18 protein-coding genes, 1 tRNA gene and 1 riboswitch are annotated in these 24,540 nt (G+C 63.8%); of the genes, 12 read left to right on the top strand and 7 right to left on the bottom strand.

Annotated elements, in window-relative coordinates:
• Nucleotides 1-83 precede the first annotated feature (83 nt).
• The gene (locus tag L0F51_RS13520; protein WP_234629731.1) at nucleotides 84-4,226 is read right to left on the bottom strand and encodes a peptidoglycan-binding protein; all 4,143 of its coding nucleotides are present in this window, start codon (nucleotides 4,224-4,226) and stop codon (nucleotides 84-86) included.
• A gap of 349 nt (nucleotides 4,227-4,575) precedes the next feature.
• Between L0F51_RS13520 and L0F51_RS13525 the strand changes: the two genes are divergently transcribed.
• The 8 genes from L0F51_RS13525 to L0F51_RS13560 all read left to right on the top strand — a co-directional run bounded on the left by L0F51_RS13525 (nucleotide 4,576) and on the right by L0F51_RS13560 (nucleotide 13,022).
• Nucleotides 4,576-4,977 carry a MerR family DNA-binding transcriptional regulator gene (locus L0F51_RS13525; RefSeq protein ID WP_234629732.1) on the top strand — a complete coding sequence of 134 codons (402 nt, stop codon included), beginning with the start codon at nucleotides 4,576-4,578 and terminating at the stop codon, nucleotides 4,975-4,977.
• 139 nt (nucleotides 4,978-5,116) lie between these two features.
• Nucleotides 5,117-6,925 (top strand): acyl-CoA dehydrogenase C-terminal domain-containing protein, encoded by a 1,809-nt coding sequence (locus tag L0F51_RS13530; protein ID WP_234629733.1) that lies wholly within the window; start codon nucleotides 5,117-5,119, stop codon nucleotides 6,923-6,925.
• 78 nt (nucleotides 6,926-7,003) lie between these two features.
• The gene (locus L0F51_RS13535; RefSeq protein ID WP_234629734.1) at nucleotides 7,004-8,212 is read left to right on the top strand and encodes an acetyl-CoA C-acetyltransferase; all 1,209 of its coding nucleotides are present in this window, start codon (nucleotides 7,004-7,006) and stop codon (nucleotides 8,210-8,212) included.
• A gap of 3 nt (nucleotides 8,213-8,215) precedes the next feature.
• Nucleotides 8,216-8,683, top strand: a complete 468-nt coding sequence (locus tag L0F51_RS13540; RefSeq protein ID WP_234629735.1) for a cupin domain-containing protein — start codon at nucleotides 8,216-8,218, stop codon at nucleotides 8,681-8,683.
• A 19-nt stretch (nucleotides 8,684-8,702) separates the two neighbouring features.
• Nucleotides 8,703-10,907, top strand: a complete 2,205-nt coding sequence (locus tag L0F51_RS13545; protein ID WP_234629736.1) for a 3-hydroxyacyl-CoA dehydrogenase NAD-binding domain-containing protein — start codon at nucleotides 8,703-8,705, stop codon at nucleotides 10,905-10,907.
• 97 nt (nucleotides 10,908-11,004) lie between these two features.
• On the top strand, nucleotides 11,005-11,475 hold the full coding sequence (locus L0F51_RS13550; RefSeq protein ID WP_234629737.1) for a thioesterase family protein: 471 nt from the start codon (nucleotides 11,005-11,007) through the stop codon (nucleotides 11,473-11,475).
• Between the two features lie 133 nt (nucleotides 11,476-11,608).
• The gene (locus L0F51_RS13555; protein ID WP_234629738.1) at nucleotides 11,609-12,271 is read left to right on the top strand and encodes a helix-turn-helix transcriptional regulator; all 663 of its coding nucleotides are present in this window, start codon (nucleotides 11,609-11,611) and stop codon (nucleotides 12,269-12,271) included.
• A 16-nt stretch (nucleotides 12,272-12,287) separates the two neighbouring features.
• Nucleotides 12,288-13,022 (top strand): thermonuclease family protein, encoded by a 735-nt coding sequence (locus L0F51_RS13560; RefSeq protein ID WP_234629739.1) that lies wholly within the window; start codon nucleotides 12,288-12,290, stop codon nucleotides 13,020-13,022.
• Nucleotides 13,023-13,048: 26 nt separating this feature from the next.
• On the opposite strand, the gene L0F51_RS13565 is transcribed toward L0F51_RS13560, so the two are convergent.
• Nucleotides 13,049-14,140 (bottom strand): 2'-deoxycytidine 5'-triphosphate deaminase, encoded by a 1,092-nt coding sequence (locus L0F51_RS13565; protein WP_234629740.1) that lies wholly within the window; start codon nucleotides 14,138-14,140, stop codon nucleotides 13,049-13,051.
• Between the two features lie 158 nt (nucleotides 14,141-14,298).
• Nucleotides 14,299-14,376: riboswitch (SAM riboswitch) on the top strand.
• Nucleotides 14,377-14,431: 55 nt separating this feature from the next.
• On the opposite strand from L0F51_RS13565, the gene L0F51_RS13570 reads away from it, so the two are divergent.
• On the top strand, nucleotides 14,432-15,619 hold the full coding sequence (locus L0F51_RS13570; RefSeq protein WP_234629741.1) for an O-succinylhomoserine sulfhydrylase: 1,188 nt from the start codon (nucleotides 14,432-14,434) through the stop codon (nucleotides 15,617-15,619).
• A 12-nt stretch (nucleotides 15,620-15,631) separates the two neighbouring features.
• Here the strand turns inward: L0F51_RS13570 and L0F51_RS13575 are convergent, their stop codons facing one another.
• Nucleotides 15,632-16,234: a CDP-alcohol phosphatidyltransferase family protein gene (locus L0F51_RS13575; protein WP_234629742.1), complete on the bottom strand. Its 603-nt coding sequence runs from the start codon at nucleotides 16,232-16,234 to the stop codon at nucleotides 15,632-15,634.
• Nucleotides 16,235-16,339: 105 nt separating this feature from the next.
• On the opposite strand from L0F51_RS13575, the gene L0F51_RS13580 reads away from it, so the two are divergent.
• The gene (locus tag L0F51_RS13580) at nucleotides 16,340-17,161 is read left to right on the top strand and encodes a transporter substrate-binding domain-containing protein (protein WP_234629743.1); all 822 of its coding nucleotides are present in this window, start codon (nucleotides 16,340-16,342) and stop codon (nucleotides 17,159-17,161) included.
• 9 nt (nucleotides 17,162-17,170) lie between these two features.
• Here L0F51_RS13580 and L0F51_RS13585 read toward each other — a convergent pair whose 3' ends face one another.
• Nucleotides 17,171-17,980 (bottom strand): sterol desaturase family protein, encoded by an 810-nt coding sequence (locus L0F51_RS13585; RefSeq protein WP_370642408.1) that lies wholly within the window; start codon nucleotides 17,978-17,980, stop codon nucleotides 17,171-17,173.
• A 33-nt stretch (nucleotides 17,981-18,013) separates the two neighbouring features.
• Nucleotides 18,014-18,427 (bottom strand): tellurite resistance TerB family protein, encoded by a 414-nt coding sequence (locus L0F51_RS13590; RefSeq protein ID WP_234629745.1) that lies wholly within the window; start codon nucleotides 18,425-18,427, stop codon nucleotides 18,014-18,016.
• Nucleotides 18,428-18,604: 177 nt separating this feature from the next.
• On the opposite strand from L0F51_RS13590, the gene L0F51_RS13595 reads away from it, so the two are divergent.
• Both L0F51_RS13595 and L0F51_RS13600 read left to right on the top strand, forming a co-directional pair.
• Complete coding sequence (locus L0F51_RS13595) at nucleotides 18,605-20,215, top strand: lysine--tRNA ligase (protein ID WP_234629746.1); 1,611 nt, start codon at nucleotides 18,605-18,607, stop codon at nucleotides 20,213-20,215.
• A gap of 131 nt (nucleotides 20,216-20,346) precedes the next feature.
• Nucleotides 20,347-20,421 (top strand) — tRNA-Gly (locus tag L0F51_RS13600).
• A 16-nt stretch (nucleotides 20,422-20,437) separates the two neighbouring features.
• Here L0F51_RS13600 and L0F51_RS13605 read toward each other — a convergent pair.
• Together L0F51_RS13605 and L0F51_RS13610 are read right to left on the bottom strand one after the other, a co-directional pair.
• Nucleotides 20,438-22,555: a catalase gene (locus L0F51_RS13605; RefSeq protein WP_234629747.1), complete on the bottom strand. Its 2,118-nt coding sequence runs from the start codon at nucleotides 22,553-22,555 to the stop codon at nucleotides 20,438-20,440.
• Between the two features lie 282 nt (nucleotides 22,556-22,837).
• A complete protein-coding gene (locus L0F51_RS13610; protein WP_234629748.1) occupies nucleotides 22,838-24,316 on the bottom strand; it encodes a glycosyltransferase in 1,479 nt (492 codons plus the stop codon).
• Between the last annotated feature and the right edge of the window lie 224 nt (nucleotides 24,317-24,540).

Raw genomic sequence — 24,540 nt, forward strand, 5'->3', positions numbered from 1 at the left:
CGGTCCTGTCGCTATCGGCGAAATTCGCTCGGTCTAGGCCGATCTCTTCAACACCGCCGCTTCACGAAGCGCAAGACGGTGGTTCAGATATCTTTTTCATCAAGCGCCTTAATGACGCCGGTATCGATTTCGCCGGTCACGGAAAGGCCGTTATCCTTTTGGAACGAAGCAATTGCCTGGCGCGTCTTCTTGCCGAAGATGCCGTCGGCAGGTCCCGGATCGTAGCCCTTTTGGGTGAGAAGATCCTGGGTGTGCTTCACGAGGTCCGGGCCGCTGAGGCTCACGCTCTCGCTGGCTTGTTCGCCCCATCCGCTTTCGGGCGCGAAGACCATGTTGGCCTGCGGATCGATCGGCAGGGCCTTGAAAGTCTCGGCAGCCTTCTTCGCCTCCGGCAGCAGATCTTGCGGCAGTGCATTGGCGATTTCCTGCTGGCGCTTTTTCGCCTGCTGGTCGCCCGAGCGCGCTGCCACGGCAAACCATTTGTAGGCGGCCACAAGGTCCTGTTTGACACCGAGGCCCCGTGCAAAAAGAACTGCGATATTGAACTGGCTGTCGCGCACACCTCGCTCGGCCGCGCGCTCGAAGAGATCGGCCGCTTTTTCCAAATCCGGGGCGCCGTCCGCCCCCTCGGCGTAAAGAACGGCGAGATTGTGCATGGCTTTCACATTGCCGGCATCGGCCGCCTTGCCATACCAGCTGAGTGCCTTGTCGATGTCCTTGGGAACACCCCGTCCCTTCTCGTAAATCGAGCCGAGCCGATATTGCGCGGGGGCCAGCCCGCCGCGGGCGGCGCGCTCATACCAGGAGACCGCGGTCGCCTGATCGCTCGCCACGCCGCGGCCTTCGGCATAACGGACGGCGACTTCGAACTGGGCCTCCGTCACGCCGGTCTCTGCAGCGCGCCGAAGTTTTTCGGAACCGATCGACGCCGGCAGAGAGCCTGACGGATGTGAGACGGCCGGTTCTTGTGCCGTCGGTGCAAGCGTCTGGACGGCCTCGGATGGCGGCGGGGTGATCGAGGCCGTTTGCGACAGCGCTTCCCCATCGTCGAAGATTTCGTTGTCGTCAGGCTCCGCCGGGGCGGAGGAGACAGCGGCTTCCGGCGCCTGACCGAGCGCCGTCTCGTGTTCGGCTTCAGCCTTCGGCGCGCTGGCGCGTGCGGGCGGCGTCAGCTCCTGGGCGCTCAAGCCCGGCAGTGCGGAGAGACGGGTCGAAAAGGCTGTTTCCCGGTCGGGCCGTGGAAGTGTCGCGGTGTTATCAGATTCGATCACCGCTCCGCCCGACGCGGGGCTCGGCTGGATGATCGAGCTGCCGTCGCCCGGAACTTCGGTCTCCTTCGGAGCGGGCGCCGGTGTCTCGACCGCCGGACGCGAATTCGCGGTCCGGGCCTCCTCGCCTCGCACCTTGACGAATTGCACCGCGGCGAACGCGACGGCGAGCGCGACAGCACCCGCCACGAGAAGACGGCGCCGGGCCTTGAAGAAATCGAGGATCTGCGACCCGCCTCGCCCCTTGGCGCGGCCGGCATCGCTTTCGGCGGCGGCAGCTTCCGCGGCGGCGGCACGGGCGGCGCGACGCGCAGCGCTCAGGAAGTCGCTCGAGGAGGTCTCTCTGTTGCGGCTTTGAGCCCTGAAATCCTCGTAAGCCGCAGCCAGCGCCTCTTCGGAACCGCTCATCTGGGACGGCGGGTTCTTGCGGGCCGCTGAAATGTAATGGCTTGCCGAACTCGGCGCATCCGCGAGGTCGGAATGCAAGGGACCGCCGCCCGGCTCCAAGAGGGAGTCGAGCGACACCTCCTCTTCCTGGCGGGGCACGAAGGATTCCGCCCGGCCGCCAGTCGCCCGCTTCAGCAATTGCGTGGCGGAGAGGCGGCTCAGGAGGCCCGGGGCGGTGCTTTCTTCCACCCGCTTTTCCGGCTCCGGCGCGGGAGGCCGCGGCGACCATTGCACGGGACCCGCGCGGCCCGCGGGACCAGGCTTCGGGCCAGACGGCGCGGTCGATGAGGGAGACTTCCCGGACGGCCTGTCGTCATCGCCGGAAGGGGTGGCGCGCGGTGCCGGCGTTGTCGAACCGCCATTGTCGTCGCCGGAGAACGGCAGGTCGCGCTCTAGAAAAGCCATGCGCTTGACGACGGCTTCCAGCGTTCCGTGCACCGCGTCGAGCGAGCTTCGCGTGCGTTCCTCGCTCGCCTCGGCGACGGATTTCAGTTCGCCGAGATCATGCTGGAGCGCGCTGGCAAGACGCGCCAGCGCTTCCGATCCTTCAGCAGTGTCGACGCCGGCCGCGTGCCAGGTTTCCGCGTCGTGGTGCAGCTCCTGACGATCCAAGCGTTCGCGAATATCCGCGAGCGCGTCTTCGAGGCGCGTCAACGCCTTCGATTCCGCTGCGGGGCGATCGAGCATCGCAGAGATGCGGCCGATCTGGGCTTCCAGCTCGCGGTTGAAGCGCGCCGGCTCCTCGGGCAGCCGGTCGAGACGCTCTTTGATTTCGCGGATGGCCGGCTGCAGCACGCGAACGCCAGCATCGGCGGTCGGCGGGCTGTTGCGGATATCGGCCCTGAGCTCGGCGATTTCCGAGCGGAGATCGACAATATCGTTCAAAAGACTGCTGTCGCTATCCGGCAGTTTTTGATCAAGGCCTTGTATGCGGGCCTCGAGCGCCGCAAAGCGCTCACCGATCGGGGCGCTGGTAACGGCGTCTTCCATGCGGGCGACGAGACCGGAAAGCTGATCGACATCGACCCGCTCATCGGCGATGCGCGCATCGATTTCCGACAGGCGATCAAGGACGGGCTTGAGCGAGAAGCGTTCTTCGCTCTCGGTCAGGAAGCCTGAAATTTCAGCCGCAAGACGGTCGAGACGCTGGGTGATTTCGTCGATATCGGACGAGTCGACACTGCGTTCATCGATGCTCGTAGCGATGCGGCTCAGCTTGTCGTCGAGCGCGGTCAGCATCGGACGTGTGTCGGGCACGGCCTGAATACGCGCGGAAAGTTCGGAGAGAGGCCCCTCTATCGCTCCGAGATCGGAGCGGCTTTCACTGAGACCTTCAACACGCTCAGCCAGACGGTCAAGCTGCGCAGCAAGATCGTCGATGGCGCCGATTCGGCTGTCGCGGATCTCATCCATCGCGGCTGCGAGCGTGTCGAGTCGGCTTTCGATACGGGCGAAACTCTCGTGTTCGTCACCGCGATCGTGAGGTTGAGACATCGCATCGATGCGGCCAGCGAGTTCGCCGAGCCGGGCTTCGATCGCATCAAAAGCTTTTCCCTGCGGAAGCGCGGCAAGACCGATGCGGATGGCGGCGATTTCCTCCGCAAGCCCCTGCGGCTGGGCGACCGAGGCGACGCTGCGATGCAGCGCCTGAAGGCGCAGATCGACATCACCCATGCGCTCCTGCAAAGAGGCGAGCGCACCGCGCGAGGGACGCACCTCGTCTTCCAGTGCGTGCTGCAGCTTCTCGATCTGGCGCAAGACCTCGGCGTTCTTGTCGGCGGCGTTCTTGTTGGAAGGAGCCGGCATCCTGTCGCGCTCAGCAGCGGGTGCCGCGCGTGAAGTCTCTGCGGGTGCCTCGCTCTTCGGCCGACGATTGGCGAGATCGCGGGCGAAATCAGCAAGCCCGCCAGCGAATGCGCGGCGCGGTTCGGCGGGCTTCTCTACTGGCTTTTCTGAAGGCGTGGACTTGCGAGGCGATGGTGTCTGGATGCTCGGCTCTGCAGGTGTCGCCAGAGGCTCTGGTGTATGCGCCTCGTCGAAGGCCGCTTTGCGCTGGCCAGCACCGCCGGCGGCACCGCCACGTGAGAGCTCCTCCAGGTGCCTTTCGAAAGCGTCGAGACGCTTCAAGAGGTCGTCGGCGGCATCAGACGTCTTGTCTGAGTACGGCGGGGTCGTCGTTGCCGGCTCATCGAACGTGCCAGGGGCGGGAGGCGCAACCGGCGCACGCCGGCTGCGAGCCTGCGAGGTGCGGTCAGCCTCGCCGCGCTCTGCCTCTTCGATGCGTCTGGCAAGCGCTTCGACGGCCGCCTGCAGGTGTTCGGTGCTGATGTCGCCCTCGCCGACATCTCCGGCAAGGCGCTCAGCTTCCGAATCGGCGTAGGCCGGCTCGTGAATGATGCGACCTTCCGCATCGAAGCGCGCATTCAACAGAGCCCGCAGATCGGTTCCCTCCTGACCCGGGGCGGGCGGCGGCGATCCTGCTCTGCCTCTCCATGATGTGCGGGCTTTCATTGCGTCTCCTCGGACCAGAAGAGAAAAACTCGACCGTTCGCACGCCGACAGGTCGAAGCACTCTGATGGTTGGAAAAAGGTTAACGGCGCTCATGGTAAACATGACGTTAACTCTGCCATGTTTTGGACGATTTCTCATGTTGAGCAGCCGGGAAAGCAGCCTGACAAGGAACCGGGGCGGCAGACGCCCCGTTCACGTTTCATCGAAGCCCGTAGGCTGGACCTATAGGCTCATGATTGACGTGCGCTATTGTTCGGTCGAGAGACTGCGACCTCAATCAAAGTGAACGTACTCACGCCCGACCGGCGGAAAGCTGGCGCTTACGGCGGGTGCAGAAAGTGGACGTGAATGACTTACAGCATCGGTGAATTGTCGCGCGAATTCGGCGTGACGCTTCGAACCCTACGATTTTACGAAGACAAGGGCCTTCTCAACCCGCGTCGCGAGGGATTGAACCGCATCTATTCCCGGCGCGACCGGGCACGGCTGAAGCTCGTCCTGATGGGCAAGAAGGTCGGCTTCTCACTGGTGGAGATCAAAGAAATCCTCGATCTCTACGATCTCAAGGACGGCGAAGTTCTGCAGATGCAGGTGGCTCTCGATAAGTTCGAGGGACAGGTTGCCGTCCTGAAGCGGCAGAGAGAAGAGATCGAGCACGCCATCGACGAATTGTCTCAAACGATGGATTCGGTGCGCCAGATCCTGACGCAGAAGCAGGACGAGCAGAAGCAGGCCGGAGAGGCCGCGTAAGTCTTAGAAGACGTTGCGTCATGCTCAGAAACCCCCGCATTTCCGCGGGGTGAAGGGCGCGTGCGCGCTTGTCAGTGACGAAATCAGACGATAAGGGAAGGTCGACCTAGCTGACGTTTACGTAAGGGTAAGCTCTCCTATGCCGACCTATTCCGCTCCTGTTCGCGATACGCTTTTCGTCCTCAACGACGTGCTTGGAATTGGCCGTCTTTCGAACCTCCCCGGATTTGCCGATGCCGTTGGCGAAGTCATGGAAGCGGTTCTGGAAGAAGGCGGCAAATTCTGCCGCGAGGTCCTCGCACCCCTCAATCAGGTGGGCGACCGCGAAGGCTGCACGCGTCACGACGACGGCCGCGTGACGACGCCTTCCGGCTTCAAGGATGCCTACCGCCTTTATGCCGACGGCGGCTGGGTGGGACTGGCGGCAGATCCCGATTATGGCGGCCAGGGCCTGCCTTTCGTCATCGCCACAGCCGTCGGCGAATTTCAGGCCTCGGCCAATATGGCGTGGTCGATGTATCCGGGCCTTGCCCAGGGCGCCATCGCCGCCCTTTCCGCGCATGGCAGCGACAGTCAGAAGAGCGCGTATCTGCCGCGCCTGATCGCTGGCGAATGGCTTGCCACGATGAACCTGACGGAGCCGCATTGCGGCACCGATCTCGGCCTCATCCGCACCAAGGCGGTGCCGCAGGAGGATGGCAGCTACCGCTTGAGCGGCCAGAAGATCTTCATCTCCGGCGGCGAGCATGATCTCACGCCCAACATCGTTCACCTCGTGCTGGCGCGCATCGAAGGCGCTCCCTCCGGCGTCAAAGGCCTTTCCCTCTTCCTGGTGCCGAAGCGCCTGCCGGATGCGGACGGCGCGCCCGGCGAGGCGAACGGCGTCACCTGCGGTGCGATCGAAGAGAAGATGGGCATTCATGGCAATGCCACCTGCGTCATGAATTATGACGCCGCGAAGGGCTGGCTTGTCGGCGAAGCCCATAAGGGCCTCAAAGCGATGTTCACGATGATGAACGAGGCGCGGCTCGGCGTCGGCCTGCAGGGACTGGCACAGTCGGAAATTGCCTATCAGAACGCCGTCACCTATGCGCGCGACCGGCGCCAGGGGCGCGCCCTGTCGAAGAAGAACGGAACCGCCGGCGAGCCTGCATCTGCCGCCGACCCGATCATCGTGCACCCTGACATCCGCCGGATCCTAATGTCGGTGCGCGCCTTCAACGAGGCGGCGCGCGCGCTCATGCTCGACACCTCGCTCAAATCCGATATCGCCACCCGCAGTCCCGATCCCGCTGCCCGGCAGGCGGCGGAAGATTGGCTCGCGCTCGTCACACCGGTGATCAAGGGCGTCTTCACCGACCGCGGCTTTGAAAACGCCGTCGCCGCGCAGCAGGTCTATGGCGGCCATGGCTATATCGCGGAATGGGGCATGGAGCAGTTCGTGCGCGATGCGCGCATCGCCATGATCTACGAGGGCGCCAACGGCATCCAGGCGCTCGATCTCGTCGGGCGCAAGCTGCCCGCCGACAATGGGCGCGCCATCACGGCATTCCTGACCGAGATCGCGACCTTCCTCGCCGAAAACGCTGAGGACGCGACGCTTGCACCGCTCGTCCCCGCCCTGAAGGAAGGGCTCGACCATCTGCAAAAGGCGACGATGTGGCTCGCCAAGAACGGCATGCAGGATCCGGACAATGCAGGTGCCGGTTCCACCGATTACATGCACCTCTTCGGTCTTGTCGCGCTCGGCTATATGTGGGCGAAAATGGCGCAAGCGGCCGGCAGAGCGCTCGCCGCAGGCGCGACGGAGGATCAGAGCTTCTACGAAAACAAGCTTCTCTTCGCCCGCTATTACATGGAACGGGCGATGCCGGAGACCGGAACGCGCCTCAGACGGATCGCCACGGGCGCCGAGACGACGATGGCGCTGCCAGCTGAGGCTTTCTGAGGCCTCCCAGACGTCAAAACCAAACAGAACATCGTATCTGCGGAGCCCTCACCGCGGATCGCCAGGGCAGGAGAGAACATGTCTGAAGCCTATATCTTTGACCATGTGCGCACGCCGCGCGGCCGCGGCAAGAAGGACGGAGCGCTGCACACCGTGCCGACCGTGCGGCTTGCGGCAACCGCGCTTGAGGCCGTGCGCGAGCGCAACGGGCTCGATACGAGCCTCGTCGACGATGTGATCCTCGGCTGCGTCGATCCGGTCGGCGAAGCGGGCGGCAATATCGGGCGCGCCGCGGTTTTCGCCGCCGATTATCATCAGTCCGTTCCAGGCATGCAGATCAACCGCTTCTGTGCCTCGGGCCTCGATGCCGTCAACATGGCGGCCGGCCAGGTCGTCACCGGTCACCATGATCTTGTCGTCGCCGGCGGGGTGGAATCGATGTCGCGCGTCGGGCTCGGCGCGTCGGGCGGCGCCTGGGCCGTCGATCCGCAAGTGGCCGTGCCCGCCTACTTCATGCCGCAGGGCGTCTCCGCCGACCTCATCGCCACCAAATACGGCTTCACCCGCGACGATTGCGATGCCTATGCGGTGGAAAGCCAGAAGCGCACCCATGCCGCCTGGGAAGAAGGCCGCTTCAAGCGCTCGATCGCACCGGTCAAAGACCCGACCGGCCTGCCGCTCCTCGAACGCGACGAGCATCCAAGGCCCGAAACCGACATGCAGTCTCTCGGCTCCCTCAAGCCGTCCTTTGCGGGCGTCGGGGAGATGGGCGGCTTCGATGCCGTCGCCATCCAGGCCCATCCGGAAGTCGAAAAGCTCCGCCACGTCCACCACGCCGGCAATTCGTCGGGCATCGTCGATGGCGCAGCTGCCGTCCTCATCGGCAATGAACAGGGCGGCAAGGCCGCCGGTCTCAAGCCGCGCGCAAAAATCCGCGCCTTCGCCAATATCGGTTCAGAACCCGCTCTGATGCTGACCGGGCCGGTCGACGTGACCGAAAAGCTCCTGAAGCGCTCCGGCATGCAGTTTTCCGACATCGATCTCGTGGAGATCAACGAGGCCTTCGCCTCCGTCGTGCTGCGCTACATCCAGGCCTTCGATCTCGATCCGCAAATGGTCAACGTCAATGGCGGAGCGATCGCCATGGGCCATCCGCTCGGCGCGACGGGTGCGATGATCCTCGGGACGGTACTCGACGAATTGGAGCGGCGTGATCTCAACACCGCCCTCGTGACCTTGTGCATCGGCGCCGGCATGGGCACGGCGACGATCATCGAAAGGGTCTGAGCCATGCCAAAAATCGACATCGATCAGATCCCCGAGGTGAACTCCACCGGCTATCCGGCACCCTACGACGCGCTGGTGGCCGGGCGCTTCCGCAAACGCCTCGGCAATGCCGGCGGTCTCGACCAGTTCGGCGTCAATCTCTGCCGTCTGCAGCCCGGCGCCGCCTCGTCCCAGCGCCACTGGCACAAGGCGGAAGACGAATTCGTCTTCATCGTCGAAGGCGAAGTGGTTCTCGTCGAAGACGGCGGAGAGACGATCCTGAAGGCGGGAGACGCCGCCACTTTCAAGGCGGGGGTCGCGAACGGCCATCAGCTCATCAACCGCAGCGACAGGGACGCGCTCGTGCTCGAAGTCGGAACACGCTCCGGCGCCGAAACCGTGACCTATCCCGACATCGATTTGCACGCCGTCACCGACGACGGTGCACCCGGCTACACGCATAAGGACGGCACGCCTTACGAGCGCGCCTGAGCCTGGGGAGAAACAAACAATGACCTACGAGAATTTCACCTGCGAAACGGGTGGCGACGGGATCGCTCTCGTCACCTGGGACATGCCGAACCGCTCCATGAACGTCTTCACGGAGACGGTGATGGAGGAGCTCGCCGCCATCGTGGACTGGGCGGTGGCCGAAGACGCCGTGAAGGGCGTCGTCATCACCTCGGCGAAAAAGGATTTCACCGGCGGCGCCGATATCAACATGCTATCCAGCCTCCTCGGTGCTTTCGAAGCCAAGAAGGCGGAGAACCCGCAGGCGGCCACCGCCGAGCTTCTGGAACGCGCCTCGCGCATGTCGCGCCTCTATCGCCGGATCGAGACCTGCGGCAAGCCGTTCGTCGCCGCCGTCGCCGGCACCTGCATGGGCGGCGGGACCGAGTTGATGCTCGCCTGCCATGGCCGCGTCGTTGCTGAAAACGCCAAGATCGGGCTGCCGGAAGTCAAGATCGGTATCTTTCCGGGCGCCGGCGGCACGCAGCGCGTGATGCGCATGGCGGATGCCGTTGCGGGCCTGCAATTCCTTCTGCGCGGCAACACGCTCAAGGCCGAGGCCGCCAGATCGATGGGCCTCGTCGAAAAGGTTGCTCCGGAAAGCGAGCTCGTCGAGACCGCGAGGACGATGCTGAGCGAGGGTGTATCCCCCGTCAAACCATGGGATCAGGAAGGCTACAAGCCGCGCGGGGCGACCGCCGTCTGGACGCCCGGCGGCTTCCAGTTCTGGCCTGCCGCGAACGGCCTCTACCGCAAAGAAACGCAGGACAATTACCCTGGCGCACGGGCGATCATGCAGGCCGTCTTCGAGGGCGTGCAACTGCCGATGGACCTCGCGCTTCAGGTGGAGAGCCGCTACTTCGCCAAGACGCTGCAGACCAAGGAAGCCCAGGCGATGATGCGCTCGCTCTTCGTCTCGCTGCAGGCGCTCAACAAGGGGGCCCGCCGTCCGGCCGACGTGCCGGCGAGCGAGCTGAAGCGCGTCGGCGTTCTCGGCGCCGGCTTCATGGGGGCGGGCATCGCCTATGTCACGGCGCGCGCCGGCATGGGGGTCGTCCTCATCGATCGCGACCAGGAGACGGCGGAGAAGGGCAAGCTGCATTGCGCGAGCCTTCTCGAAAAGGAGGTGGCGCGCGGGCGTATGAGCGAAGAAGCCGCTGCCGGCATTCTTGACCGCATCGTCGCGACGCCCGATTACGCCGCGCTCGCCGATGCCGATCTCGTCATCGAGGCCGTCTTCGAAGACCGCAAGGTCAAGGCCGAGGTGACGGAGAAGGTGAAGGCGCATCTGCCGGAGGGCGCGATCTTCGCCTCCAACACTTCGACGCTGCCGATCACCTCGCTTGCCAGGAACTGGCGCTCGGAAGAGGAGTTCGTCGGCATCCACTTCTTCTCTCCCGTCGACAAGATGCAGCTCGTCGAGGTGATCCTCGGCGAGAAAACCGGCGACAAGGCGCTCGCCGTCGCCCTCGATTATGTGCGGGCGATCCGCAAGACGCCGATCGTTGTCAACGATTCGCGCGGCTTCTACGCCAATCGCTGCGTCACCGCCTATCTCCTCGAAGGGCATCTCATGCTTCTGGAAGGCGTGCCGCCGGCGATGGTGGAAAACGCCGGCAAGATGGCTGGCATGCCCGTCGGGCCGTTGTCACTCACCGACGAGGTCGGCGTCGATCTCGCCTGGAAGATCGTCAAGGCGACCGAGGCAGATCTCGGCGAAGGCGCCGTTTCGGCCGAGCAGAAGCGCCTCTTGTCGGAGATGGTGGAAAGCCGCGAACGCTTCGGCCGCAAGAACGGCAAGGGCTTCTATGATTACGCCGGCAAGGACAAGCACCTGTGGCCGGGGCTTTCCGAGATCGTGACGCCGCAATCGGCGGATGGTTTCGATTTCGCGGAGTTGAAGGAACGCCTTCTCGTCACGCAGGCGCTCGAAGCGGCCCGTACCGTCGAAGAAGGCGTGATCGAAGATCCGCGCGAGGCCGATCTCGGCTCGATCCTCGGCTTCGGCTTTGCACCCTTCACCGGCGGAACGCTCTCTTATATCGACTTCATGGGTCTCAAGGAGTTCGTCGCGAAGGCGGAGAGGCTCGCCGAGAGATACGGGCCACGCTTCAAACCGAACGCGCTTTTGAAAGAGATGGCGGAGAAGGGCGAGACGTTTTACGGCCGCTTCGGCAGGACGGACGAGCGCGAAAGGGCGGCCTGAGGTCGATGTCTAGCTGATGTATGTCTGGGGTAGACTTCTGAAGTTGGGGCTTTCGGGAACGAAGGCCCCTCTTCCCGTTCCGTTCGGGGTCTCGGAATTGTCGTTTCTCACCTGGCCGTGGGATTGCGACACCAATCTCCATATCACCAACGGTCGCTATCTGATGCTGGCCGATATCGGCCGCTTCGATCTCTTCCGCCGCTTTGGCCTGTGGGACGAGGCGATGAAACGCGGCTGGGCACCGATGCTCGGCGGCGTCAACATCGTCTTCCGGCGCGAAATCCGTATGTGGCAGCGCTTTCAGCTCACCTCGCGCATCGTCACCTGGGAGGGAACGAGCGTCGTCGGCGAGCACCGTTTCGTGCTCGGCGAAAAGGGCGAAGGGCAGGTTGCCGCCCAGGCACTGACCTGGGGCGGCATCTATGATCGCAAGGGCAAGCGCTTCGTGCCACCGGAGGAAATGTTCCAAATCCTCGGGATTACGGCCGAGCCGCCGGAGCCCGACGAGAACGTCGCCGCCTTCCTGGCCGCACAGCGCACCCTGCGAGAGCGTGTCAAGGCTGGGTGAAAACGCTTTACCGCCTGGAGAAAAGCACGCAACGCAAGAAAATCGGTCGTGCCGGCCACCGGCACAGTTGTGCTCCTGCCCTATTAAGGACTATATTCCTTAATCACGCGCAGGGCGGGAGCGCCCCACGATCATGGTCTGGACACACGCTACTGTTTGGGGCGCCATCGATGCGCTCGCCAGCCGCCACGGTCTCACTGTGTCCGGGCTGGCGCGCAAGGCTGGCCTCGACCCGACCGCCTTCAACCGTTCCAAGAGATGCAGTGCCGATGGCCGGCCCCGCTGGCCCTCGACAGAATCCATCGCCAAAATTCTGACGGCGACCGGAGCCTCGCTCGAGGAATTCGTCGGCCTCGTAGAGACGCGCACGCGCTATGGCGGCCGGGCCGTTGACGTACGCTTGCCGGCCCCGGCGCAGGTGCCGCTTCTCGGCCTTGCCCAGGCCGGTGCGGGAGGCTTCTTCGACGATGGTGGTTTTCCCGTCGGCCAGGGATGGGACGAGATCGACCTGCCGGTAGCCGACAGCGAAGGCTCCTATGCGCTCGAAGTCAGCGGCGATTCCATGCTGCCGCTTTACCGCAACGGCGATGTCATCATCGTCTCCCCGACCTCGCAATTGCGGCCGGGGGACCGGGTCGTGGTGAAGACGACGGAGGGCGAGGTGATGGCCAAGACCCTGCAACGGCAGACGACGGACGCCGTCGAATTGCATTCGCTCAATCCGGAGCACCCCGACCGGGTGGTGCCGCGGACCGAGATCGAGTGGATCGCACGCATCATCTGGGCGAGCCAATAAAATTCGGCCGCCCCAGATGCGCGCCCTGACCCTCATCAGCCTCCTTCTCGTCGTCGGGCTCGTTTTCGGGCTTTTTGCGCTTCCCTCGCCCGCCCCCGACGAGGGCAACGAGGGATCACCAGCCGCACCGCAAGCGGCACCGCCGCCGGCGCTCCCACAAGAGGTCGAGCCCGCGACGCGCAATGTCACTCCGCGCGGCATGACACTTGGTCCCAAGGTGAGCGGGCCGCTCCTGCGCGTGGAGCCACCGGAACCCGTACGCGCCCGCGAAGACGAGCCGGAGGAGCAGGGGAAGCAGAAGACTGCGCCGACGGAAAGAACCGAGCGTCTCTTCCGCCCCGTCGTTGCCGGCCTCGGCAAGATCGAAAGCGGCGAACACAGCGTCAGGCTCGCGGGGATCGAGCCGCTCGCGCCCGATGCGAGCTGCGGCAAGCCGGTCTGGCCGTGCGGCATGATGGGACGCTCGGCGCTGCGGCGCCTCATCCGGGCGCGCGCCATCGACTGCACGATTCCGGCGGGCACGGAGACGCTGCCGGAGACGACGTCATGCCGGCTCGGCGATATCGATCTCGGCGAATGGCTGGTGAGCCAAGGCTGGGCGAAAGCCACCGCGGCCCGCTATCAAGTCGCGGAAAAGGCGGCGAAACGCGAGAAGCGGGGCCAGTGGAGCACGCAAAGACCAGGCTTCACACCCGACGCAGAGGAGACTGCACCATTCTCCTCCGACCTCCCCTCAAGCTCACCTCTTTGACCGGGCGTCGGCCCGACAGGCGCGCCTCAGACGCGAAAATGCTTGGAGAGCTTGAGCGCCTGGCCCTGGTAATTTGAACCGAGCCCAGCGCCATAAAGCGCCTTGGGCAGCGCCGCCATGCGCTCATAGACGAGACGGCCAACCGTCTGCCCGTGTTCCAGGATGAACGGCACCTCCCGACTCCTCACTTCCAGCACCGCCCGGCTGCCGCGGCCGCCTGCCGTATCGTCGCCGAAGCCCGGATCGAAAAACCCCGCGTAATGCACACGGAATTCGCCGACGAGCGGATCGAAAGGCACCATCTCCGCCGCCGTCTCGGCGGGCACATGCACGGCTTCGCGCGAGGCCAGGATATAGAACTGATCGGGATCGAGGATCAGGCCCGCCTTGTCGCTCGGCCGCAAGGGCTCCCAGAAATCGGCAACCTCATAGGCGTCCGGACGGTCGACATCGATGACGCCGGTGTGTCGCTTGCCGCGATAGCCGATGAGGCCATCCTCGCCGCCGGCGAGATCGACGGAGAGAACGAGACCTTCGAAAAAGCGCGGATCGCTCGACACGAAGGACGTCGTCTGCAGCGTGCCAAGCTCTTCGTCAGAAAGGCGCGCATGGCCGCGGCGGAAGCGGATCTGTGCCAAACGCGAGCCGGTGCGGACGAGAACCGGGAAGGTGCGCGGCGAGATCTCCAGATAAAGCGGTCCGCGGTAGCCCGCCGGGATCTGGTCGAACGCGTCGCCATTGTCGGCGATCACCCGCGTGAAGACGTCGAGCCGGCCGGTCGAGCTTTTCGGATTGGCGCTCGCGGCGACCTCTTGCGGCAAGGCCAGGGATTCCAGCAACGGCACGATATAGACGCAGCCTGTTTCAAGAACGGCACCGCCGGTGATGTCGAAGGCGTGCAGCTTGAAGCGGTCGAGTTTTTTCTCCACCGCGCAATCGCGCCCGGGCAGGAAGCTCGCGCGCACACGATAGGCCGTCTCGCCGAGGCGGAGATCAAGGCTCGCCGGCTGCACCTGTCGGGCATCGGGCGGCGTGGCGAGATCGATTTCGCCTGCCGCGATCATCGCCTCAATCGCGCTGTCGGGCAAAATGCCGTCGCTGTTTTCTTTTGCGTTCATGCCCCTCGGTTAGCCGAAGCCAAGGGCCACGCCAAGTCGGCAGTTTCCGCCCCCTCTTCACCGTGGTCGCGCCTTTTGCTGCCGCCCGACGCATTCCAGCATCGCAGTCTTTCCTCAAGTGCAGCATTGACGCCGACCAAGTCGAAGAGTAATCGGCCCGAGGACTTCGTGGTGATTTGGCCGGCCGGCTTGCAGCCACGTAAAACAACTCGCTAAAAGGTCGGGGCGCATTCGACCCGGTCTGGCGGCGGCCCGGCCGGGTTTTCGTTTGCTTGAAGGCAGGAATGCGCCGTGACAGACAAAAAGTCTCTTCGCCCCGCCACGCAGCTCGTGCATGGCGGCACCACAAGATCTCAGTTTTCTGAAACCTCCGAGGCACTCTTCCTCACGCAGGGTTTCGTCTATCCGAGCGCGGAAGCCGCCGAAGCGCGCTTCAACGGCGACGATCCGGGTTACGTCTATTCGCGCTATGCGAACCCGACGGTTGCGATGTTCGAGGAGCGCATGGCGCTTCTGGAGGGCGCGGAAGCGGCGAAGGCAACGGCCTCCGGCATGGCCGCAGTGACGGCGGCACTCCTCGCCGACATCGAAGCCGGCGACCACGTGGTCGCCTCGCGCGCGCTCTTCGGCTCCTGTCTTTACATCGTGTCGCAGCTTCTGCCGCGTTTCGGCGTCACGTCCACGCTCGTCGACGGCTCCAACCTCGATGAATGGCAGGCGGCAGTCACGCCCAAGACGAAGGCGCTGTTCCTCGAAAGCCCTGCCAATCCGACGATGGAGCTCGTCGATATCGCCGCCGTTGCAGAAATCGGCCGCAGCGTCGGTGCCCGTCTCGTCGTCGACAATGTCTTCGCGACGCCGATCTTCCAGAAGCCGCTCGAACTCGGCGCCCATACTGTCGTCTATTCCGCCACCAAGCATATCGACGGCCAGGGCCGCTGCCTCGGCGGCGTGGTTCTGTCGAATGCCGAATGGGTGGAGGAAAAGCTCCTGCCCTTCGTCAAGCATACCGGCCCGGCGCTCAGCCCGTTCAATGCCTGGGTGCTTCTGAAATCGCTCGAAACGCTGGAACTGCGCGTGCGGCGCCAGGCGGAAACGGCAGCAAAACTCGCCGAGATCATCGGCGCGCATGCGGCCGTTGCCCGTGTTCTTTATCCCGGCCATCCGGACCACCCGCAGGCCGAGCTTGCCCGCCGGCAGATGCGCGGCGGCGGCACGATGATCGCCATCGACATGAAGGGCGGCAAGGACGCGGCCTTCCGGCTCGCCAACGCACTGCAGATCGTCAGCCTCTCCAACAATCTCGGCGATGCCAAGAGCCTCATCACCCACCCGGCGACGACGACGCACCAGAACGTCGCGGAAGAGGTACGGCGCGAGCTCGGGATCACCGAGGGTATGCTGCGCTTTTCCGTCGGCCTCGAAGATCCCGAAGACCTCGCAGAAGACGTGGCCCAGGCGCTCGACGCGGCGCTCTGAACGGCTCTCGCATCAGAAGGTGCGCCAACCGAGCAGAATGCGCGAGGTCGTCGTCACGGCGCAAAGCGCCGCAAACAGGTAGGCGAGAGGCGGAAAAGCCGCGGGAAACAGGCAGAAGGCGAGGAAGAAGATCACCGTCTCCGCGCCTTCCATGAGACCCGTCGTGAAGTAGAGCGACTTCACACCGCGCTGGTCGGTCGTGATTTTCTTCTTTTCCGCCATCACGGCGAAGGCAAGAAAGCTCGCGCCGTTGACGTAAAAGGCGAGAAGCAGGATCGCGGCCGCAAGTGCGTTGGCGTCCGGATCGGCGAGCGCGAAGGCGGCGGGGACGAGGCCGTAAAAGGCAAAATCGAGCGTGATGTCGAGAAAGCCGCCGCGATCGCTGAGCGCAGTCGCACGTGCCACGGCGCCGTCGAGCCCGTCGGCAAGGCGGCCCAAGAGAATGAGAACGAAGGCGAGTGCATAGGCCTCGACGACGATTGCACCAGCTGAGAGCAGGGCGAGACCGAACCCTGCCAACGTCACCTGATCGGCGGTGACACCGCGGCCGGCGAGCATCCGGCCGAGAGAGTTCAACCCGGGTTCAATCTGCTTGCGAATAAGCCCGTCGAGCATCTCCCGCCTCCTCGCGGTCTCGTTCGCTGACGCTCGCTCCTCTAGCGGTCCTGTCAGCAAGACACTATGAACGATTGCAAACGACCTCGTGATTGGCGCGCCGTCTTGCCGAGACTTTTCCTCTTTCTCGCGATCCTCTTCGTCGCCGCGGCCGGCGCGGCGAAGGCCGAAGATCCGGTGATCCCTAATTTCTGGGATCCGCGATCCCGCATCGAGCGGCCCAATATGGATGCGGTCGGCGCGATCCGCTTTCTCGTCACGGACGATTTCGCGCCGTTCTCGTTTCGCGACCGGCACGGAGACCTGGTCGGCTTCGACATCGACCTGATCCGGGCCATGTGCGAGGCGCTCGAGGTCCAATGCGCGGTGCAATCGCGCCCGTATGAGACGCTGGAGACGGCGCTTCGGGACAAGGAGGGCGACGCCATCATGGCGGGGCTTTCGCCCGATCCGGAAGGCGAGGATCCGCTTCTCGCCACACGCCCCTATCTCAAGATACCGGCACGTTTCGTCACTCTGAAGGAGACGGAGTTCGAACCCGACAGCGACAGTGACGGCTTCGTCGGAGTCGTCTGCCACAGCGCACATCAGGCCTTTCTGGAGGATTATTTCCCGAAGGCGCGTGTCGCCTGCTACCAGAACCCGGCCGCCGCTCTGCAGTCCTTGCAGGAAAAGCGTCTGACCGCCGTCTTTGGGGATGCGCTCAGTCTCGCTTTCTGGCTGCACGGCGCAGGATCAAAAGATTGCTGCCGCTTCGCGGGTGGGCCTTATCTCAACGATGCCTATTTCGGCGACGGGCTGCAGATCGCCGTGCGGCCGCAAGAGCACGAGCTCAAGAGCGCCCTCGATTACGCCCTGCGCGAGACCTATCGCAACGGCACCTATGCCGAACTCTATCTGCGTTATTTTCCCGTCGGTCTGTTCTGAGCCGGTGCCTCAGGCGCCGCGCCGGAAGGGATAGAGAAGCGACCAGAGGAAGCGCGCCGGCGCGCCATCCTGGTGCGGCTTGAGGCCCAGACGCATGCCCACCTGCCCGGCCTCGGGATCCTGCGTATAGACGCGGAAGAGCCGGTCCCAAACGGAAAAGTTGAAGCCGTAATTGCTGTCGGTTTCGCGCCGCTCCACCGAGTGGTGGATGCGGTGCATGTCCGGCGTCACGATCAGGACGCGCAGCGCCCGGTCGACGCGGTCGGGCAGGCGGACGTTCGAATGATTGAACATCGCCGCGCCATTCAGAACGATCTCGAAGAGAAGAACCGACAGGACCGGCGCACCGATGATGACGACGAAGGCCGCCTTCAAGCACATGGAGATGAGGATCTCGATCGGATGAAAGCGCAGCGCCGTCGTCACGTCGACATCGACGTCGGCGTGGTGCACGCGGTGGACGCGCCACAGGATCGGGATCTTGTGAAAAGCGACATGCTCCGCCCAGACGGTGAAATCGAGCAGAATGAACGCAAGGACGCCGGCGAAAATCGGATCGAGGCCGAGCGTTCTAAACAGCCCAAAACCCTGCGCTTCAGCAAAGATGGCGGCGCCGACCGCCGCCATCGGAAAGATCACCCGCAGGACCGCGACATCGACGAGAAGGACCGCAAGGTTCGTCACCCAGCGCCGGCTCTTGAGCGGATGCGCTCTACGACGCGGATAAGCGAGCTCAAATGCCGCCATCGCGCCGAAAATGCCGAAGAAGGCGAGAAGCCGAATGCCGGCTTCGGAAAAGAGAAATCCGAAACTCATCACGCCTCGTCCGATGGCCCTGGCCGCTTCGCGGCCTTAAACGCGACGGTAGCGGGCCGTGGCCGAACGCTCCAGGGCCGCCGCCGTCAATTTGTCGATAGCGAGCCGGTCGCGCAGCAGGCTGAGAAAGCGCAACTCCTCCTGCGGCAGATCGAGATCGGCCACCGCCACTTCGACCACCATGGCGTAAAGCGTGTCGTAGAGCTTCTCAGGCACCGCGTCTTCAAGCAGCGACAGCATGTTTTCGAGCCCGTCCGCCCCGGCGAGGATTTCGGCCGCGGTGCGCGACACATCCGGCAGACGGTCGCTGTCGAAGCCTGAAAAGACCGGCAGAGAGCGCGTCAGATTGCCGATCGTCATGAGTTCGGGATCCGCCATATGGCCGTCCACGGCCGAGACCGTGACCATGGCGTAGACGAGGGCATCCTGGGTGGAAACCGTTTGCGGCATTCTGGGCTCCTTGGCCGGCTGATACTGCCGCGTAGCTATGTTCGCCCACGCCCCTTCGCAAGCTGGCCTGCGCCTCGACGGCACGCTTTCCTTGCGCTAGAGCTGCGCTCCCAGATTGCGGCACCGGCTCATGACGACCCGGCATCGCCCACAATCGCTCAACCACCAGGATGAAAAATGTCTGCCCAATCTCTGCCCGAAGAATGGCTCGCCGCCGCACAAGTCTCGAAGGCCTGGCCTTTCGAGGAAGCGCGCAAGCTGATCGATCGGCTGGAGAAACGTGGCGGAGACAAACGCGAAATCCTGTTTGAGACCGGCTACGGCCCCTCCGGCCTGCCGCATATCGGCACCTTTGGTGAGGTGGCGCGCACGACGATGGTGCGCCACGCCTTCCGCGTCCTGACGAAAGACAGCGTGCCGACCCGCCTCCTCTGCTTCTCTGACGACATGGACGGCCTCCGCAAAGTGCCGGAGAACGTGCCGAACCGGGAGATGATGGAGGCGCATCTCGGCAAGCCACTGACGGAGGTGCCGGATCCGTTCGGCTCCGAGCACGGCAGCTTCGGACGGGCGAACAATGCGCGGCTGCGCGCCTTTCTCGACACATTCGGCTTCGAGTACGAATTCGCCTCGGCGACGGATTATTACAAGAGCGGCCGCTTCGACGAGACGCTTCTCAAGATGCTCGCCGTCTACGAGAAAGTGCGGGCGATCATTCTGCCGACGCTGGGCGAGGAGCGGCGCGCCACCTATTCGCCCTTTCTGCCGATCTGCCCGCGGACCGGCATCGTCCTGCAGGTGCCGACAATCGCGCGCGATCCTGAGGCCGGCACCATCACCTATCTCGATCCGGAGACGAACGAGGAAGTGACGGTGGGCGTCACCGGCGGCCAGGTGAAGTGCCAGTGGAAGGCCGACTGGGCGCTCCGCTGGACGGCGCTCGGCGTCGATTACGAGATGGCCGGCAAGGATCTCATCGATTCCGTCCGCCTCTCCTCGCAGATCTGCCGCGCGCTCGGCGGCAACCCGCCCGAGGGCTTCAATTACGAGCTCTTCCTCGACGAGAATGGCGAAAAAATCTCAAAGTCGCGTGGCAACGGGCTCACCATCGACGAGTGGCTCGCCTATGCCTCGCCGGAGAGCCTGGCGCTCTACATGTTCCAGAAGCCGCGCTCAGCGAAGCGGCTTTATTTCGACGTCATCCCGCGGGCGGTCGATGAATATTTCTCGCATCTTGCCGCTTATGACGCGCAGGCGCCGGAACAGAAGATCGTCAATCCGGTCTGGCACATCCATTCCGGAAAGCCGCCCGAAGTCGAGATGCCGGTCTCGTTCGCCATGCTTCTCAACCTCGTCTCGGCGTCGAATTCCGAAGATGCGCGTGTGCTTTGGGGCTTCATCTCCCGCTATGCGCCGGGGGCGAGCGCGGAAAGCCATCCGGCACTTAACGAACTCGTCGGCTACGCGATCCGCTACTACAACGATTTCGTCAAACCGACGAAAAGCTTCCGCGCGCCGACGGACACCGAGAAGGCCGCTCTCGCCGATCTCGACCAGCGTCTTGCGGCGCTGCCGGACAATGCCAGCGGCGAAGAGATCCAGAACGAGGTCTATGCCGTCGGCAAGGCGCACGATTTCGGCAATCTCCGCGACTGGTTCCAGGCGCTCTACCAAGTGCTTCTCGGCCAGGACCAGGGACCGCGCTTCGGCTCCTTCGTGGCGCTTTACGGCATCGGCGAGACACGGGCGCTGATTGCAAAGGCGCTCGAAGGCGAACTCGCCGCATAAGCGGCTGGCCGGCGCGCGGCCTCTGGTCGTCTCAACCATAGCGGCGTGCCGTGCCTCTTCAGAGAAAATGCGGCGGCCCTTCCGATCCTGCTTGACGGGAGGGCCGGCCGCGGCCAATTTGCGACCCGGCCGCGGGCGTAGTTCAGTGGTAGAACGTCAGCTTCCCAAGCTGAATGTCGTCGGTTCGATCCCGATCGCCCGCTCCACCTTTCCTCTTCGATTTTAGCCTGCGCTCACTTTCGGCTCCCGCTCCCACACGCGCAGCTTGCCGAGGCTCTTCACGAAGTTCTTCGCGTCGCCGGCGTCGGAAAGAGCGACGCAGCCCGCATCCATGTCGGAAGCAATTCCCGCCTTCTCGAACAGCATCTTCGCCGCCTGCGAATAACCGATGAACTTGCAATGCACGAACGCGTCGGAGACGAAATCCTTCGCCGGCGGCATCTTGGCAAGCGCGGCGACCGCATCCTCGGACGTCAGGATCGCCACCGCGTCGTAAAGGACGGAAGGGCCGCCATCGATCTTCTCATCGGCCTCGATCCAGGTGCCGTCGGAGGCTTCGACGCCGCCCACCATCGGCGCCACGAATTCGATCATCGCACCCTCGGCCTCGACAGCCGATTTCAGGGCTTTCACGAGATCGACGTCGACGCCGTCGGTGACGAGCACGCCGAGCTTGCGGCCGGCAAAGCTCTCCGGGCCGTTCAGAATGATTGAGAGCTTGGGCGAAGCCTTAAGCTCCATCTTCGTCGGCATGGCCGCTTCGATCGGCTCCGGCATCTTCTTGAGACGCAGCCCGTCCGCCACCTTCTTCGCCAGTTCCTCATCGACGTTCCTCAGATGAGCGACGATGCGGGCGCGGATTTCAGGCGTCTCCACCTTGGAAAGCTCGAACGTGAAGGCGGAGATGATGTGGCCCTTCTCCACATCGGTCTGCGACAGGTAAAATTGCCGGGCCTGGCTGTAATGATCGGCGAAAGTCTCGGAGCGCACGCGGCCCTTTTCGCCCTCGACGGCTTCCGGATGCGAGGCAAAGCCCGTCTTCGGGTCCTCGCGCGGCCCGCCTTCCTCTCCGCTCCAGGAATTCGGCTCGTAGTTCGCCCGCCCCACCGGATTGTGGAACGCCATGTGGCCGTCCTGCTGGAAGTGATGGAAGGGGCAGCGCGGGGCGTTCACCGGCAGATGCGTGAAATTGGTGGAGCCGAGACGCGACAGCTGCGTGTCGAGATAAGAGAAGTTGCGTCCCTGCAGGAGTGGGTCATTGGTGAAGTCGATGCCCGGCACGAGATTGCCGGTATGGAAGGCGACCTGCTCGGTCTCGGAGAAGAAATTGTCGACGCAGCGGTTCAAGACCATGCGCCCGACCGGCTTCACCGGCACCTCTTCCTCCGGAATGATCTTCGTCGCATCGAGGACGTCGAAATCGAACTTCTCGGCAAAATCCTCATCGAAAAGCTGCAGGCCGAGCTCCCATTCGGGATAGTCGCCCATCTTGATCGCGTCCCAAAGGTCGCGGCGATGGAAGTCCGGGTCGACACCGTTCAGCTTCAACGCCTCATTCCAGACGACCGATTGCATGCCCTGCTTCGGCTTCCAGTGGAACTTGACGAAGGTCGATTTGCCCTCGGCATTGACGAAGCGGAAGGTGTGGACACCGAAACCTTCCATGAAACGGAAAGACCGCGGAATCGTGCGATCCGACATGATCCACAGGGCCATGTTGATCGATTCCGGCGTCAGCGAAATGAAGTCCCAGAAATTGTCGTGCGCCGTCTGCGCCTGCGGGAAGCCGCGATCCGGCTCCTGCTTGGCGGAATGTATGAGGTCGGGAAACTTGATGGCGTCCTGAATGAAGAAGACCGGGATGTTGTTGCCGACAATGTCCCAGTTGCCTTCCTTCGTGTAGAATTTCACAGCGAAGCCGCGCACGTCGCGGGCGAGATCGGCCGAGCCTTTGTTGCCGGCCACCGTGGAGAAGCGCACGAAGACATCCGTCTTCTCGCCCGGGCGCTGAAAGAGATCGGCCGCCGTGATATCTGACAGGCTCTCGTAGGTCTCGAAATAGCCATGCGCCCCGAAGCCTCTGGCATGCACGACGCGCTCCGGGATCCGCTCATGATCGAAATGGAAGATCTTCTCACGGAAGTGCTGATCTTCCAGAAGCGTCGGCCCGCGGCGCCCGGCTTTCAGTGAGTTCTGATCGTCGGAGACGGGCGCACCTTGCGCCGTCGTCAGCGGCTTTCTCTTGCCATTCGCGACCTGATGCACCTCGCCACCCGTGCCGCGCAGCACCTTCTGGTCGGCGAAGTCGACGGGTTTCATATCCTGCTCAGATCTTGCCATGAGACTGTCTCCTCGATGCGGGGCTGTCCGTTGTCTGTCTCAGGCGCAACACGGGCCCGACGGGGGCCGTTCCCTCAAATGACGGAGACTTTCTTTAGCTGCACAACGGACGTGGCCGAGCGCGCCGCTCGAGGGCGGATGATGCATCCGTGTCGGCCGCGATCTTGGCCGTTCTGGCGGACGTACCATCGCCTTGGCAAGACTCGTGGGGGGCGGACGGTGATACAATCACCATCCGGCCTCTTCACGAAGATCAGGTGCACCGGATCGGCCGCTCGACGATCAGGCGGCGGCGCGGCCGTCGAGCGTCTCCGCCAGCACGCGCAGCCAGTTGCGGACATGGGCGAAGACCAGGAACTCGTTATGCACACGCTGCTGCGCGCTCAGGCCGAAGGCGTCGCGATGCTCCTGGTCGAGCAAGAGCTCGGTCAGCGTGCGGGCGATGTCGTCGGTGTCGTGGGCGTCCTTCACGAGGCGGCCATCGAGATCCGGACGGATCTGCTGGCGCAGGCCCGCCGCTGGAGATCCGACGATTGCCGCGCGCTTCCACATCGCCTCCGTCACCGTCAGGCCAAAGCCTTCCCGAACCGAATTCTGCACGACGATATCGGAGCAGCGCTGCAGCGCGTTGACGATTAACGCGTTGTTCTTAGGCGAGGTCATCGGCAGGGAGATGACGGCGATCGCCTCCTGCAGGTCGGGATCGAGCGAGAGATAGGTGTCCATCACCTCTTGCAGCGCCTCCAGACCTTCCGGATCGTCGGTCACCGATTCCGGATCGGGGCCGGCAAGCACCAGCCGCGCCAGATCGAGCGGGTGGCGCTCCTCCTCGCTCAGCGTGTTCGTCTTCAAGGCTTCTTTCATCTTCACGAAGCCCTGCATCAACGGCAGCCAGCCCTTGAGGCGGTCCCAGCGGGACACCTGCGTGACGATGGGCCGAAAAAGAAGGCCGAGGTCTTCAGGCTCGGTCGCCGGGGCCCATTCGCCGTTGCTCTGTAACCTCTGGGCACGCTCTTCGAAAGGCGGCGTCAGCGTCGGGCCGGTCGCCGTGATCAGACCGCCATTGGCGAGGATGCCAGCCAGCTTGTGCACCGGCAGATCCCGGTTCTTGTTGCTCAAAGGATCGATGGAGGGGTGGATGATGCTGGCCCGTCCGGCGAGACATCGCGGGATATATTCCGGCGCCGTGAAGACGGTGTGGTCGTATTTCACCGCCCATTGCTCGAGAAACTCCCAGGCCGCGATGGTCTCCGGCGTCTCCTCGTCGAGGCCGATATGGCAGCGCCAGATCGCAGTCAGGTCCATGCGCTCGCGCAGAAGCGCGCCGGCTCCGAGCGGCTGCGGATCGTGGATGACGAGAACGTCGTTCGGCTTCACGAATTCGGCGAGACGGGCCGCCACCGAGTGGCTCACCTTCTCGTAAAGCGCATGGGCGCCGTTGCCGAGGTCGGGGTCGCCCGCGCCATGGATGAGATTGTGGATCTGCTTGGTCAGGCGGAAAAACGCGTCCTCGTCGCTTTCCATGACAAGCCAGTTGGCGTCGACACCGAGTTCGCGCAGCATGGTGATCAACGGCGGCAGAAGCTCTGCAACGCCGCCCCCATGAGCCGTTGAGTTGACCATCCAGACCCGCCGCCCCTGCAATTTCGGCAGGAGCATTTCAGCTTCGTCGCGAAGGTCGCGCACATCGTTGCTGAGATGCGCGATGCGCTCATAATCCTTCAGCGAGGCGTGGTGGTTGGAATCGATGAGTCGTGCCATGCCTGTTCTCAAATCCTCATGGGTTCAAAGCCGCAAATGCAAAACCTATGCCTTTGGCTCGATCGGTGAAGATCACACTTTGGCGGGGTCACGAACAAAAGCGCCGAGCCAGAGCCTGAGGCCGAATTTCGCTGGCGAAAATCACAGTCGAACGACAGAAACCGTCAAAGAATGCTGGCCGGAGACAAAGGCGGCCGTCTGGAGGAAAGGAAGCTCAGCTTCCA

It is taken from the genome of Afifella sp. H1R (assembly GCF_021462425.1).
Taxonomy (GTDB): Bacteria; Pseudomonadota; Alphaproteobacteria; order Rhizobiales; family Afifellaceae; genus Afifella; species Afifella aestuarii.

Excerpts from the sequence above, each read along its gene's own strand:
- L0F51_RS13560 (WP_234629739.1), top strand. The coding sequence starts at position 12,288 with ATGCGCGCCCTGACCCTCATCAGCCTCCTTCTCGTCGTCGGGCTCGTT.
- L0F51_RS13595 (WP_234629746.1), top strand. The coding sequence starts at position 18,605 with ATGTCTGCCCAATCTCTGCCCGAAGAATGGCTCGCCGCCGCACAAGTC.
- L0F51_RS13590 (WP_234629745.1), bottom strand. The coding sequence starts at position 18,427 with ATGCCGCAAACGGTTTCCACCCAGGATGCCCTCGTCTACGCCATGGTC.
- L0F51_RS13520 (WP_234629731.1), bottom strand. The coding sequence starts at position 4,226 with ATGAAAGCCCGCACATCATGGAGAGGCAGAGCAGGATCGCCGCCGCCC.
- L0F51_RS13540 (WP_234629735.1), top strand. The coding sequence starts at position 8,216 with ATGCCAAAAATCGACATCGATCAGATCCCCGAGGTGAACTCCACCGGC.
- L0F51_RS13530 (WP_234629733.1), top strand. The coding sequence starts at position 5,117 with ATGCCGACCTATTCCGCTCCTGTTCGCGATACGCTTTTCGTCCTCAAC.
- L0F51_RS13610 (WP_234629748.1), bottom strand. The coding sequence starts at position 24,316 with ATGGCACGACTCATCGATTCCAACCACCACGCCTCGCTGAAGGATTAT.
- L0F51_RS13555 (WP_234629738.1), top strand. The coding sequence starts at position 11,609 with ATGGTCTGGACACACGCTACTGTTTGGGGCGCCATCGATGCGCTCGCC.
- L0F51_RS13545 (WP_234629736.1), top strand. The coding sequence starts at position 8,703 with ATGACCTACGAGAATTTCACCTGCGAAACGGGTGGCGACGGGATCGCT.
- L0F51_RS13525 (WP_234629732.1), top strand. The coding sequence starts at position 4,576 with ATGACTTACAGCATCGGTGAATTGTCGCGCGAATTCGGCGTGACGCTT.
- L0F51_RS13575 (WP_234629742.1), bottom strand. The coding sequence starts at position 16,234 with ATGCTCGACGGGCTTATTCGCAAGCAGATTGAACCCGGGTTGAACTCT.
- L0F51_RS13605 (WP_234629747.1), bottom strand. The coding sequence starts at position 22,555 with ATGGCAAGATCTGAGCAGGATATGAAACCCGTCGACTTCGCCGACCAG.
- L0F51_RS13565 (WP_234629740.1), bottom strand. The coding sequence starts at position 14,140 with ATGAACGCAAAAGAAAACAGCGACGGCATTTTGCCCGACAGCGCGATT.
- L0F51_RS13535 (WP_234629734.1), top strand. The coding sequence starts at position 7,004 with ATGTCTGAAGCCTATATCTTTGACCATGTGCGCACGCCGCGCGGCCGC.